Genomic DNA, 12,427 nt, shown 5'->3' with positions numbered 1-12,427 from the left:
AGACATTCTGAGAGGCTAGTGATTTACTCCCCATCATAAAAGCGAGGCTTTTTCCTCAACTATGTAATCCTGTCCTATCTTTGTTGGACAGCCGTGTAAAGCTTATATATACTATGAACTAATAGTATATTAATGAGAATACAGGCCAAAGGCAGTTACCTCTACGTTACTCTGTGGGACAGAGGGAAGAAGAAGCCCAAACGCTTCTACCTTGGTAGGGCTGAGGAAATAGAGAAGTGGGAGGCGCTATTTAACACGGTTAGAGGTTACAAAGTCGATGAAGATTCCATAAAGGAGTACCTAGACCTCTACTTAGACAAGGAGAAGAATTACACTAAATGGGAGTACGTTCTCCTCTCGTTCGTAGTGGGTGGCCTTTTTGAGCGTGGAGATGAGATTCAAAGAAGCCTTCAGAAAAGCAGTTAGGTTGATTGATAGATTTTATCCTGACTATGCTTTGATCGGCAGATTTGCCAGAAATTTCTATGCGATGCCTGAAACCACATTGGATATAGATTTTCTAGTTGATCTCGATGATCATCAAGTTCTGGCGGAAATCATAGACCGATCGCTGGAGTACGAAATCTCACCCAAGGATGTTGGACACTGGCAATATAAGTTGCTCATAAAAGGTGTAAGGGTAGATCTAGTAAAACCCCCAGGGTTCAAGATAGATAAGGAGGTAATTAGCCGGAGGAGATTGATGAGCCTTGAAGGTATAGGGAAAGTCTACGTGTTGTCCCCAGAGGATCTAGCAGTCCTTTACGCTGTGAGTTCAACCAATAGGGGAGTAAGAGATGCTCTGAAGGCCAAGGACATCATTATTTACTCCAAGAGAAGATATGACTTCAACGTAGACTACTTCCTGAGAAAGTGCGAAGAGAACAGCTTAAAGGCAGTATGTTTAGCTCTACTATAAGCTACAATTGATGAAAGCCCAACCCTTTAGCTAGGGAATGTGTATCATCCCATGTTTTAAAGAACTCAACGAAGTAATCATGGTATGTTGAACGCGTTTAGATAGTAAATTACGTCCTAACACTGCTTATTGTCTCTGGATCAGAAATTAAAGAGAGGTACAATATGAAATAAAAGTAGTAAAATGTATGTTCAAGTAGACTATTGTATTTCCATTTGTATGTTTTAGCTTAAAGATAGCAAAATTTATAAGACTTTTCTTACTATTATATCATGTGATAGTATGAAACTAAAACAAATATGCTCCTGCTCCATACTCTCCCTGGTGGGAGTTCTAATTTTGATTGAGGGTCTATTGGGGAGGATAGGTTACTTTAGCTCTTCTCCAGACGCACCTCTATTCATAGGCATCTTAATGCTAATTGTAGCGTCATTCGCCGGCTTATCCACTAAGGCTCCTGATAATGCAGAGGAACCCTGGCCTTAAACCCAGTTAAATTAGAACTACTACTACTTAAGATGAACAATAGATTCGAAACTCTTTTATACTATAACGTGATGATAGTTAGTAGAGACCATGAAAAGTATGAAAGGAACTAAAACGGAACAAAACTTCAAACATGGGTTCCAGGGAGAATCAATGGCTAACAGAAGGTACCTTTACTTTGCCAAGAGAGCTGATGAAGAGGGGTACCCTGAGCTAGCTGGACTTCTAAGGAGTATAGCGGAAGGAGAAACTGCACATGCCTTCGGTCATCTTGATTTCATAAGACAGGGAGACTCCGTAGATCCAGCTACAGACAAACCCATAAAGACAATCGAGCAAATGTTAGAGTCCGCAATAGCTGGCGAGACTTACGAATGGACTCAAATGTACCCCGGATTTGCCAAGACTGCTAGAGAGGAAGGGTTTGACGAAGCAGCGGAGTGGTTCGAGACCCTAGCTAGGGCAGAGAAGAGCCACGCCGAGAAGTTCACCAATGCTTTGAAGATGCTAAAAGGGGAATGAATTGTATTCCCTAAATAAAGATAATCCTTCTTTTTTTGACTCAAAGAAGTTGCTTTCTGAGTTCATAAGGCAGGCAACGGTTTGTCACGGCTGTAGGTTGTGTTTCAATTACTGTCCCGCATTTCCCAAAATGTTCCAATACACTGACAAAAAGGGTCCTTCCAAGTTGACCTTAGAAGACCTTTTCGATATATCAGCTGACTGCTTCCATTGTAACATGTGTTTCACCAACTGCCCCTATACCCCTCCCCACGAATTCAATATGGATTTTCCTCACCTCATGTCCTGGGCTTGGTTACACTACAAAAGTAAGACAGGTCTGTCCCTAAGGGACAGGCTATTCGAGATGTTAGATACAGCTGGCCTAGTTAGACCTATTGCCAAAAAGTTCCTTGACGCGGGGAAGGACTTTATGGGGATCAGCCCTGAAGCGCCGTCCCTTAGATTAGCAGATCATGGGTTCCTAAAAACCGTAAAACCGAAGAAGTTGGAAAACCCAGTAGCTAAAGTGGTCCTTTTCCATACGTGCCTAGTTGAGAATTTTTACCCGGATATAGGACAAGACCTAGTGGAGGTCTATAACGCGCTCAACATTGAGGTAGCAATCGATAATTTCGTGTGTTGTGGTGCCCCAATGCTCGACGTCGGAGACGCAGATTCGTTGAAGAAGCACGCTGAAAGAAACTACAAGATGTTAAAGGATTACATTTCGAAGGGTTATGACATAGTTTCTCCCATCCCCACCTGTACTCTCATGCTGACTAAAGAGTACAGATACATCCTCGATCTCGACTCTGACGTGAAGGTCTATGATGCTATGGAGTACCTCATGAAGCTAAGAAAGGAAGGGAAAATAAATTGGAAGGGCGAGGTCCCAAAGAACGTGCTCTACCATACTCCATGTCACATGAAATACCTAAAGGTGGGCTTACCTGGGGTGCAGACCATGAGAACTTTGAAGATGAACGTTGAAATTGCTGACAAGGGTTGCTCTGGAATAGATGGTGGTTGGGGACTGAGAAACTATAGTAAGGCCAGGGTCGTAGGTGCAAAAATGATGGACGCTTTTGCCAATAGTAAAGCTGAAGTTTTCGCAACAGAATGTCCTTTGGCTGGGTTACAGATAGAAAAAGCTTCAGGTAAGAAGTCAGTCCATCCCATATCTATACTTAAGGAGGTGATCAAAGGTGATTCAGGTAAGTGAGGTTTTACCTTGGAAGGAATACGAGAAGATTAGGGCAGAGAGGATAAGATGGTCTGCCCAACTGAAGAAAGATAGAAGAATCGAGCTTGGGGAGAGGATGTCAATATTGTTTGAAAACCACGACACAGTCCTTCAGCAAGTTCAAGAGATGGTCTACCTTGACAAATTGAGCAAACCGGAGGAGATCAAGAGAGAGATTGAGATCTATAAATCCCTACTACCGTGCAACGGTAAGATAAAGGCGAGCCTGTACATATATGCTCAGGATGAAAACGACCTAAGGGTTGTGTTCAAAACATTACCCAAGATATACGATAGTATATTTCTAAAGGTCGGTAATAAACTAGTTAAGGGAGAACCGGAAGCCGGTAGAGAGCAGGGGAATGAGTTCAGCACGGTGCAATTTCTTACTTTTGATCTTGAAAATGCCAAGGACACAAATATGGAGATTTACGTTATACACGAAAACTACAGGTTTAACACCAAGATAAATGAGACATTATCCAAAAAGCTGCTCGATGAAGCTTATCAAGAATGTAAAGAATAAACTCCCTATCGTGGATTTTTAGATTCTTGTTGAGAACATGTTATCTAAGAAGTGCTTTTTAGTTGATCCCGTCCCATTACTCCTTACTAAGTCTCTTATTAAACCCTAAACCGTCTACTGACCTCCTCCCCGCCCTAAAGGGCGAGGTTTTCTTTTTCTTTTATAAATCTAATACCCTCTCTCTGACTTCGAAGTTCGTTTTAAGCAGCTAAAAATTCTCAGTTAAGTAATTTTCTTAAAGTATAGCCCAGTACTACAAACAAAATTAAGTTCATTACTCCAAACATGAAGTAAGAGACGTCGTAAAATTGACTTACAGAATATGGCGAGAATATTACGCTAGGTGGACTATACACAGGAAAACCTAGAACCAAGAGTATAGCTAAAGTAGTGTCGCCCACCATATAAAGTACGAAGAGAGAACTTTTAATCAGCTTACCTGCAGATCTCAGGGCTGCACCGAGCAATACGCCTCCAACAACCATCGTTGAATAATCGGTGAATGTCCATGCCAAATTGATCCCAGATTGGACAAAAAAGAACGGAAAATGAAATATTATTGGTGGAACAACAGCTGGTATCACAAACGCCTTATTTAATCTAAGGAGGGATGCCCCTGCCAATATCCCTGCGAAGTACAATGCATAGTGAGAGGCCATCAGGACTAACGGATTCTTAGGTAAAAAGGAGATAGTTATAGGGTTAACAGAAATAACTACAATCAAAAAGGAAAGTATTAAAAAAGGTAATTTTGACTTATTATTCAACAAAAAAGGATCACCTTACATAAACTATATAGTGATACAGCTGCATAGCAATTCCCCAGAGGAATAGTAATATCCCTAGATCCATTCCGGCGTACGTAGCCTGAGGACCGACGCTAGGCAGTCTCCACATAATAGCTGTTTGTATCGCGGTCACCACTAAGATAACAGGGAGAGCAAAAAGCGCAATAGTCTTTCTGAACTTAACTTCCTCCCACGATAACCCTCCAGTAGCCTTTACTGGACCTCTCTTGAACGATGAAGCCATCCTATATACCATGTAGGCCATTAGACCGCCCAGTGGGAATAGCGTGAGGAAATTAATCATCGCTGGATGCATTAACCATACTCCAAAATTGCCTGCAAACAATAAGGATACAACTGCTGTTCCCAATAGGGATGTTGGCCCAATTTTTGGAACAGTTTGTGGTGTATTAAGAGAAGGTTCTGACTTTTGAGATTTATCTCTTCCCATAGCTAGAATCACAATACCAACTAGCACTGCCGGTATTCCTAAAATTTCGATCTGTTGACTAGTAGGAGCGGGTACACCTGGAGCTAAGTATCCCCACACGCTCAATTCTATTAAGGAGATCCAGGCCACAGTCATGACCCACGTCCAGAACTTCCTATTCTTGAGGAACATGTATTCGCTGTTTTCAAAGAAGGGCATTAGAATTAACACTAACAGTATTACAACTAAGATGGATAGAGCCTGGGCTGGGCTCATTGCCTGTCCATTTGGAAGCTCAAAATCTACAAACTTATATAGGAATAAGAAGAACCACGGCGGATAAGGCTGAGTGGAAAGTGCAGCGGCTGTTCCAGGCTCTGGGGCTGGATATGGATTGATGACTATAGGAAGGCCGTTTATGTTAGCTAGAAGATCTGGGACGAAGAGGATTATACCCCATGTCATTAGAACTATGGACAACATGTAAACAACGTTCCTAGGCCACCACTCATTGAACTTGGACCACTCCTCCTTTGTGTAAAATGCAGGGACTTTAGGCTTCTCCTTGGTAGATGGAGTCATACCGTATCTCTCTGACATGAGGAAGTGGACCCCAAAAAGTAGTCCTATGAGGAAAACCATTATGATGTGCCAACCCAAGAGTCTGTCAAACAACTGGGATTTGACTAAGGGATTACTTGCAGTTGCCGCATCCCCTCCAGGGCCAAACAGCCAGTTTGCGATAGTGGTTGCACCAGGGAAACCTGTTCCTACAAGTAGGCTCTCTCCAATGTTTATTGCGTTAACACCCAATACGTCACTCACTAAACTGTAACCAAAGAACGAAGCTCCCATTGTAAGGGCTAAAAGCAAAATTCCAGTGACCCATTGAAGTTCCCTTGGCTTCTTGTAAGCACCCTTATAGAAGTTCCTGAACATGTGGATGTAAGCCAAGATGATCATGATGTAAGCTCCGTATAGGTGACTGAAAAGTAGGACGGACCCATAGGGTACAGTGTTTATGATCGCCTGTGTTTGAGGATATGGGTTGGCCGGCATGTAATATAAGAGCAAGAACAGACCTGTAATAACAGTGTAAGCAAACGCACCAGATACCATTGCCCCTAGCCAATAAGATACGTTATACATGTAGTCAGGAGTTTTGAAAAACGGAGCCTCAGTAACCCCTACTCTGTCGAGAATCTGATCAATTAATCCCTTCTTCCCTTCCTTCTTCTCCTGCGACGTCTCGGTCATTTAGCTCACCTTCCTTATTTGACTATACTTACCATTAACACTGTTATTAAGCATTAGTTTAAAATTATCAAAACTTTTCCTCTCATCACTGCCTTGACTTAAGACGACTGAAGGAGTGCCACCAGTGGAAGTTGAAGAGGAAACTCCGACGCTGCTGGGTACCGAGTAGGTTAAGAAGTCTACTAAGGCAGATCCCACAGCCATAACTATTCCAGCTATCCCTATCTCAGCTAGGAAAGAGATAGCCACATTGTATAGGTAGAACGTTTCAGGATAAGCTATCACCCTTCTCAACATCCCCATATATCCCTCAACACTCATTAGATAGCCTACTGTGGCAAAGGGTATTGTCCACAGAACTATTCCTGCGTTGATCATCCTGGTTGAAGTTCTACTAAAGTTAAAACCAGGTCTCATGGTCCTGAGCAGGTCTAAGAATACTGCAGTGAAGCCCATTAATATGAGGGTCCAAATAACCAGGTGGAAGTGACCCACTACGTAATATGTGTTGTGAACAATTGGGTTTATAGGGAACATTGGTAAGGGAACGGCTTGCACTCCTCCCAAGATGAAACCTATAAGTGCCATCAGAGTTGCCATCCCTACTGGGTCTTTCAGGTTGTATCCCTTGCTCGTGAGCACTGTAAGTCCTAGGTTAAGTACAGTTAACCCAGACCCCGAAGCTAGAATTAACGTCGACAGGTTTATCCATAGCCTTACTGGGACGGGTATTGGAAAGGTCTGGAGGTGATGTACCCATATCAGCATTGAACCTACAGCCAACAGATAAATGTTCCATCTTGCCCACTTTTCGCTGTAAAGTGACCTCCCAGAGAACTTTGGCACGTAATAGTAAAGCGCACCGAAGATGGGGAAGGGTACGTAGTACACTACAGGATGACCATAGAACCAGAACAACACTAACCAGAGCAAGGTGTTTATGGGCACCCCAGCTAGTATATTTAGAGTGTACCAAATTTCCCCTGCTGTAAGCGCAGGTAGGGTTAAAGCTATTATGACCGCGAAGGCAACGCCGTAGGCTGAGAATATGCCAAGCTTTTGACCCTTAGGCTTCGTAGCGTAAGCGTCACTGACTAGGTTCACCGTAGCTATGGTCTGGGCAAGTGAACTAATAGCTAGCGCGAGGTAAGCTACTCCCATAAGGGGTCCATGATAGTTCAGGAAGGCATGGAAGTTAGAGTTATCCTCTACTGCCAACGGAGGGTACATGTACCAGCCCATATCTGGACCTCCAAGGAGTGCGAATATTAGGCCAGCGTTCGCTATCCAAAACATAGAGCTCATCAACTTAGTCCTCCTTATGGACATCCCATCCTTGTACATCGAGAAGGCAATCACGGATATCGCAGCGAAGGGGACTAGCCCTAGCATGGCCGACCAGCCGTGTAGAGTGAGGAACGCATAATAGGTAACACCGACTTGGGGACTATTCTGAGGGTAGACCAAGTAAGTCCTTAAGTTCATCGCCGCCATTCCGACTATTGCCAGCCAAGCCAGCGATCCAGCGAAATACTGCCATATAACCCCTGAGGTGCTACTCGGGAAAAATACAGATTTTAATTTAGAAAAAGAAAATATTTTGAGAGAATTGGATACAACCTTAATCAAATCATTCAATTGGGAGCTCATTTACACCACCTCTAGGGTGCCGGTCATATAGGAGAAATCATACCCTGCTAGTTCCGGCTCTCTCCAAGTGTAATTCCCTGGCTGATTGGGAGCAAGGAAGTAAACGTAACTAGGTGTTCCAGGTATGGCGTTAACGTTCACAACACCGTCAGGTAATCTAATGAAGAAACCAGTTATGACCTGAGGTGAGTTGAGAATGATGACTATTGGCTCCCCGGGCGTTGCTTTTATGAAGTTAGGCTTAAAGACATCGGAAAATGTCGCGTTCTGAACAGCTGTCATGTTCACCACAAGTATTCCGTTCACGACTTCCGAAGTCCCGTTTGGGGGCGGGGAGCTTTCAAAGGTCTTCACTGCAGCCTGAGCTTCCGGTGGTAGACCAGAGAACAGGGGTAGTCCATATCTCACGCTAGTACTTGACCCGTTAGTTACCTCTATAACCGACCACGAGAAAAATACAGCCACGAGAATTAGCATAACTACAAACCAAGCTAATTCAGCGTGATGAGCCAACTTTTCCTTGAGATCAGCCAATCTTTAACACCCTTTTATCATTTAAAATTTAGTATGTGACCCCCTTTTTAACTTTTCTATTTTAACTTATTTTTAGTTTAACTTCCTCAGCTTTATTAGTTATAATAATAGTTTTAAGTAAAACGTAAATTAACTAAATACATCTAAAGGTTTATGATGGTAATTAATGAATTTTTATTTAATTTTTATAGATAAGATCAAGAGAGATATATTTGATAAGATCTATTATAACAAAATATTTAAACCTTTCATTGGAAAGAACTTAGTGAAGTGGTAATCATGGGTAGACATTTCGCTTTGAAGAGGGACGATTTCATTTTCGCCACTAGGCTTCTAAGGAAAATGAGGGATCCTAAGACTAAGTTTGATGAGAGGAAGTTCGCTGAAAAGGGAAGAGACTATCTATACAATTACGCTGAGGAGAAGGTAGGTCCCCTTAATCCAGGGAGAAGAATGTTCCTAAAGGGCATGCTGATAGGTATAGGCGCACTTGCAGTTGCAAGCGCGGTACCTGTGATATCATATCTTAACCAGCCCCCAGTTTACATTAAGAATTTCCCTTGGATAATTATTGTAGATTCTGACGGAAACCCCATAGAGGCCTCTAAGCTCCCAGTTAACGACCCTTCCATACTCCTCTTCCAGTATCCCATGGAAGGTGACATAACGTTTTTACTGAACATGGGCGATGCTAACGACAACCCGGTAGCTATTCAGCCTACCACAGTGGTGATACCAGAAGATGGAAGTACCTACTCTTTTCCAGGCGGAGTTGGTCCCAACAAGTCTATAGTTGCCTATAGCGCGATATGCCAGCACCTAGGGTGCCAGCCCCCAGAGATTCACTTCTACCCACCCAAGTACTTTGCCCCTGGAGGCGTAGTCCCCAATTTCCTACCTCCAGTAGCATACCAGGCAGCTCAGAGCGCAAACGCAGCGTCAGTAATTCACTGTGACTGCCATGGCTCAACTTATGATCCGTGGAGAGGGGCTGCAGTCCTCACTGGACCGACCCAGAGGCCTTTACCCTACGTTGAGCTTTACTGGGATCAAAACACGGACTACCTTTATGCCGTAAGTATGAATCTAAAGGCCCCAGTTATCATGGGACAACCATCGGATCTGGGGAGCTTCGCTTATTTATCCTCCTATAACCAAGATACAGGTTGTCCTAAGATGTTGTTGAACAAAGGACAGACCCCCTCTCAGTGCTACTCAAAGCTTAATAATGAGGGGGACACTTTCACATCTTGAGGTAGAGCTCAATGACCAAGCTCGGAGTATTCATCTTATCTTTAATCTTTGGTGGAACGGTAGGAATTGCAATATTTATTGCCTACAACATGTTGTGGAACACTTCGCCAATTAGGTGATAGTGGTGAACGATAAACTAATTGCTGCACTAACATCCATTGCTATAATATTCTTCTTCATCTCCATTCCACTAAATATATTTTCAGGGTTTTCCCTTGGAGTCGGCTCCACAATAGAAATAGTAGTAGCTCTATACATATTATTGATGTCAGGATTATTTATATTTATTTTCAGGAAATTCTCATAAATAAAAGATATTTTAATTTTAAAATTTTTAAATAAATTATATTATCTAATTTTCTAGATGATATGAGTGAAAACTTTATAAAGCCGAAAAGTTATGTTAATAGAGAGAGCAATGAGTGTGGAAACTCAGGTATACAAGCTAATGGATCTGGTGTCTAGACATAACTATGTTACAGGACTTTCCATGCTGGAAGTTTTGACGCTGATAGGATTGTATTCTGCAGGTATGTCAATACCTATATTTAACCTAGGCTTGCAGGGTGCCGCCATTACTGCACATATATACGGTGCAATAACCATCGCCATCTTAGGCATTCTGATACTAGCTGCAGCTATGAGGACTAATGAGATGGGGTTGAAGTTCCTCTCGTTATTAAATGTCCTGTTTATCTTAGTTGCTGCATTTGAAGGTCTATTCTACTTCGGTGGGTTTATCGACCCATCTTATGCCTTAGGAATGGGAGTAGGGTTTGTAGGGACTCTTTTCGCTGGGACTGGAGTTTTGTTCTATTGTCTTTCTAGATAATTTTTTCTAAATATGTTTTTATACGCTATGAGTCTTTTGCATCTCGTAGTATTGTCCAGCAAACTCTTGAATCTAATGACTAGCAAAATAGATTTAATAAAAAATTTTAAAAACTAGTTTTCAAATCATAGTTAGGGTTAGTTATGGCTATATACACTGGTTCCAAGTCAAGGATAACTACTACTTTAGCCGTTGTGGAGTCCCTCTTTATGACAGGTGCATTCATTGCAGGTCTTGCTGCCTTATTGTATGATAAGTTTCCGATCCAGGCCAGTTGGCAGTCCTTTATACTCTCTGCCCACATAAGTTTCGCTATGCTCACTGCTTTCTTTGGGCTAGCGCTATACGCCGCGACTGCCCGGGAGAGCAGAAGAGGGCTCAGACTACTTGGTCTACTCAACGTGATTTTTGTGGCGATTGCTGCCGCTGGAGGATTGCTATTCTACAGCACAGTAAATTACAGTTACTCCTATCTCATGGCGCTAGCTTTTCTAGGGGCTTACTTATCATCTACCGCGTGTATATTCTATTGAGATAATTTTAATTTATTTTTTTATATTTTAAGAATTTGGAATACTTTGTTATCTGAGAAAAGTTTAAAAGTAAAAAGATGGATAAATTATAATGATTGAAAATGAAGTTTGACGTCATACCTGGGTTTAGGGCAGCTTACAGAATATCTGGAGATGAAGTGACAAAGGTAAAAGGGGAGGACGTGAACATAAACATGAAAAAGCTAGTGGAAATCATTAGGCAGAACGCTAAAATTGGAGATGAAGAGGCAAAGAAACTGGATATGGGAACACTACTTGGGTTCGCCATGATTCTGGACGACCTCGGAATTGCCTACATGGGTGGCTACATAGTTTTTGTAGACGCCTTGAAGACCAACTGGAACAAGGTACTTGAGGCGTTTAAGGAGGTGGTCACTAATGAAAATTAAAGGCTATTTAGGTCACATAAAAGTTGATAACAATTGGGACATAAACGAGAAGGTTAACGTTCCCGATGAACTACTTTCCATTCTAAAATTTAACGTTGAGAAGGGGAATCAGGAAGCGAAGGAGCTTGGGTTTAATAGGATGAACGGGTTCGCCATGATGGGGAGCAAAAAGAGTCTAGCCTTCATGAAGGGAGAGGTAGTGATGGTAGAGACGGATAAGGCAGACTGGCAGGAGCTATTCGTGCACTACGTCTACATGAAGGGATGGCTGGCCTTGGGAATAGGTATACTAATCCTTTCGATTATATTATACTATTTGAGTTTAGATACTTCTCTTCTAGATTATTTCGCCCCGCTACCTAGGTTATTTGTTCCTACAATATTACTTCTGATCTCCCTCGTAATGATCCCAGCGTCCAAAACTAGATATACATATAGACTGTAATTTTCAAGTAAGGCTATTTTTTATAAATTGAGACTATCTTGGTTAGTTCTACGTAGATGAGCATTCCCGCGGCAGTCACCGCAATGGCAAAAGGGATGACACCTAAAATAAAATAAAGTACGGTTGAAATCAGTAGAATACCAGACGCTATTTTGAGGCCCCTAGAGTTGAACTGATTTCCTAACCTCACCATCTCAAAGGAATACTCGAATATGTAACTAAGTACTAATATAGAACCGATCAGTTCTGTTATAGAAAAAAGATAAACGGAGAAATTCTCCTCGACTAGAACTGAAGATGCTAAAGATAGAACCAATCCAGCTATGAGGACCATAAATAATCTTACGGTTAAATTATATTCCTCGCCCATAGATGAGAACGATCTCCTGTTCAACCAGCCAAATAGGAACAAAGATAGGTACGATATCACCAAAGGTATATAGTATAGAATAGAACCTTCAGCATCAATGGATATTCCCAGGAAAGTGGCGAAAAGAACTAGGGAAAGAGATCCCCTCCTTATTCCGTCATATATGGTGATATTTAATTTTGGTCTCCTAGGCATTATGTAAAAACTGATGGGAGCTATTTAAATGAAGATTCCAGGTATATACAT

Annotated in this window: 17 protein-coding genes; 12 read left to right on the top strand and 5 right to left on the bottom strand. The window is 42.1% G+C overall.

What is annotated here, in order from left to right:
* The first annotated feature begins 132 nt into the window (after positions 1 to 132).
* The 6 genes from GWK48_RS06660 (at position 133) to GWK48_RS06635 (ending at position 3,678) form a co-directional block, all read left to right on the top strand.
* A complete protein-coding gene (locus GWK48_RS06660; protein ID WP_174630741.1) occupies positions 133 to 426 on the top strand; it encodes a hypothetical protein in 294 nt (97 codons plus the stop codon).
* A complete protein-coding gene (locus GWK48_RS06655) occupies positions 386 to 919 on the top strand; it encodes a nucleotidyltransferase family protein (protein WP_246263939.1) in 534 nt (177 codons plus the stop codon). Before GWK48_RS06660 ends, GWK48_RS06655 begins: the two co-directional genes overlap by 41 nt.
* 282 nt (positions 920 to 1,201) lie before the next feature.
* Positions 1,202 to 1,405 carry a hypothetical protein gene (locus GWK48_RS06650; RefSeq protein WP_174628449.1) on the top strand — a complete coding sequence of 68 codons (204 nt, stop codon included), beginning with the start codon at positions 1,202 to 1,204 and terminating at the stop codon, positions 1,403 to 1,405.
* Between the two features lie 90 nt (positions 1,406 to 1,495).
* Complete coding sequence (locus GWK48_RS06645) at positions 1,496 to 1,927, top strand: rubrerythrin family protein (RefSeq protein ID WP_174630737.1); 432 nt, start codon at positions 1,496 to 1,498, stop codon at positions 1,925 to 1,927.
* Position 1,928: 1 nt separating this feature from the next.
* On the top strand, positions 1,929 to 3,131 hold the full coding sequence (locus GWK48_RS06640) for a heterodisulfide reductase-related iron-sulfur binding cluster (RefSeq protein ID WP_174630735.1): 1,203 nt from the start codon (positions 1,929 to 1,931) through the stop codon (positions 3,129 to 3,131).
* Entirely contained in the window at positions 3,115 to 3,678 is a 564-nt protein-coding gene (locus GWK48_RS06635) for a DUF3501 family protein (protein ID WP_174630733.1), read from the top strand. Before GWK48_RS06640 ends, GWK48_RS06635 begins: the two co-directional genes overlap by 17 nt.
* 218 nt (positions 3,679 to 3,896) lie before the next feature.
* Here GWK48_RS06635 and GWK48_RS06630 read toward each other — a convergent pair whose 3' ends face one another.
* From GWK48_RS06630 to soxA, 4 genes are read right to left on the bottom strand one after another with little or no spacing between them, the layout of a single operon-like run.
* On the bottom strand, positions 3,897 to 4,448 hold the full coding sequence (locus tag GWK48_RS06630) for a DUF1404 domain-containing protein (RefSeq protein WP_246263757.1): 552 nt from the start codon (positions 4,446 to 4,448) through the stop codon (positions 3,897 to 3,899).
* Positions 4,449 to 4,455: 7 nt separating this feature from the next.
* The gene (gene soxC / locus GWK48_RS06625) at positions 4,456 to 6,153 is read right to left on the bottom strand and encodes a proton pump complex cytochrome B SoxC (protein WP_174630731.1); all 1,698 of its coding nucleotides are present in this window, start codon (positions 6,151 to 6,153) and stop codon (positions 4,456 to 4,458) included.
* On the bottom strand, positions 6,154 to 7,752 hold the full coding sequence (soxB, locus tag GWK48_RS06620; RefSeq protein WP_425487497.1) for a proton pump complex quinol oxidase subunit SoxB: 1,599 nt from the start codon (positions 7,750 to 7,752) through the stop codon (positions 6,154 to 6,156). It abuts the gene before it with no gap.
* Between the two features lie 51 nt (positions 7,753 to 7,803).
* The gene (gene soxA, locus GWK48_RS06615) at positions 7,804 to 8,280 is read right to left on the bottom strand and encodes a proton pump complex quinol oxidase subunit SoxA (RefSeq protein ID WP_174632619.1); all 477 of its coding nucleotides are present in this window, start codon (positions 8,278 to 8,280) and stop codon (positions 7,804 to 7,806) included.
* Between the two features lie 336 nt (positions 8,281 to 8,616).
* Here soxA and GWK48_RS06610 point away from each other — a divergent pair, with 336 nt between their 5' ends.
* From GWK48_RS06610 to GWK48_RS06585, 6 genes are all read left to right on the top strand, one after another.
* Positions 8,617 to 9,591 (top strand): Rieske 2Fe-2S domain-containing protein, encoded by a 975-nt coding sequence (locus tag GWK48_RS06610; RefSeq protein ID WP_174630727.1) that lies wholly within the window; start codon positions 8,617 to 8,619, stop codon positions 9,589 to 9,591.
* A 124-nt stretch (positions 9,592 to 9,715) separates the two neighbouring features.
* A complete protein-coding gene (locus GWK48_RS06605) occupies positions 9,716 to 9,898 on the top strand; it encodes a hypothetical protein (protein WP_174630719.1) in 183 nt (60 codons plus the stop codon).
* Positions 9,899 to 10,009: 111 nt separating this feature from the next.
* Entirely contained in the window at positions 10,010 to 10,423 is a 414-nt protein-coding gene (locus GWK48_RS06600) for a hypothetical protein (RefSeq protein ID WP_174632617.1), read from the top strand.
* A gap of 143 nt (positions 10,424 to 10,566) precedes the next feature.
* The gene (locus GWK48_RS06595) at positions 10,567 to 10,956 is read left to right on the top strand and encodes a hypothetical protein (RefSeq protein ID WP_174630718.1); all 390 of its coding nucleotides are present in this window, start codon (positions 10,567 to 10,569) and stop codon (positions 10,954 to 10,956) included.
* A gap of 101 nt (positions 10,957 to 11,057) precedes the next feature.
* On the top strand, positions 11,058 to 11,366 hold the full coding sequence (locus GWK48_RS06590) for a hypothetical protein (protein WP_174630716.1): 309 nt from the start codon (positions 11,058 to 11,060) through the stop codon (positions 11,364 to 11,366).
* Positions 11,356 to 11,811, top strand: a complete 456-nt coding sequence (locus tag GWK48_RS06585) for a hypothetical protein (protein ID WP_174630714.1) — start codon at positions 11,356 to 11,358, stop codon at positions 11,809 to 11,811. The genes GWK48_RS06590 and GWK48_RS06585 overlap by 11 nt, the downstream gene beginning before the upstream one ends.
* A gap of 13 nt (positions 11,812 to 11,824) precedes the next feature.
* Here the strand turns inward: GWK48_RS06585 and GWK48_RS06580 are convergent, their stop codons facing one another.
* Entirely contained in the window at positions 11,825 to 12,376 is a 552-nt protein-coding gene (locus GWK48_RS06580; protein ID WP_174630712.1) for a hypothetical protein, read from the bottom strand.
* Positions 12,377 to 12,427: the final 51 nt, after the last annotated feature.

It is taken from the genome of Metallosphaera tengchongensis, from assembly GCF_013343295.1.
GTDB lineage: Archaea > Thermoproteota > Thermoprotei_A > Sulfolobales > Sulfolobaceae > Metallosphaera > Metallosphaera tengchongensis.
This window is presented reverse-complemented; position numbering and strand designations above follow the sequence as displayed.

Coding starts and splice junctions, on each gene's coding strand:
- GWK48_RS06660 (WP_174630741.1), top strand. CDS start 133: ATGAGAATACAGGCCAAAGGCAGTTACCTCTACGTTACTCTGTGGGAC.
- GWK48_RS06610 (WP_174630727.1), top strand. CDS start 8,617: ATGGGTAGACATTTCGCTTTGAAGAGGGACGATTTCATTTTCGCCACT.
- soxA (WP_174632619.1), bottom strand. CDS start 8,280: ATGCTAATTCTCGTGGCTGTATTTTTCTCGTGGTCGGTTATAGAGGTA.
- GWK48_RS06595 (WP_174630718.1), top strand. CDS start 10,567: ATGGCTATATACACTGGTTCCAAGTCAAGGATAACTACTACTTTAGCC.
- soxC (WP_174630731.1), bottom strand. CDS start 6,153: ATGACCGAGACGTCGCAGGAGAAGAAGGAAGGGAAGAAGGGATTAATT.
- GWK48_RS06645 (WP_174630737.1), top strand. CDS start 1,496: ATGAAAAGTATGAAAGGAACTAAAACGGAACAAAACTTCAAACATGGG.
- GWK48_RS06590 (WP_174630716.1), top strand. CDS start 11,058: ATGAAGTTTGACGTCATACCTGGGTTTAGGGCAGCTTACAGAATATCT.
- GWK48_RS06580 (WP_174630712.1), bottom strand. CDS start 12,376: ATGCCTAGGAGACCAAAATTAAATATCACCATATATGACGGAATAAGG.
- GWK48_RS06600 (WP_174632617.1), top strand. CDS start 10,010: ATGAGTGTGGAAACTCAGGTATACAAGCTAATGGATCTGGTGTCTAGA.
- GWK48_RS06650 (WP_174628449.1), top strand. CDS start 1,202: ATGAAACTAAAACAAATATGCTCCTGCTCCATACTCTCCCTGGTGGGA.
- GWK48_RS06585 (WP_174630714.1), top strand. CDS start 11,356: ATGAAAATTAAAGGCTATTTAGGTCACATAAAAGTTGATAACAATTGG.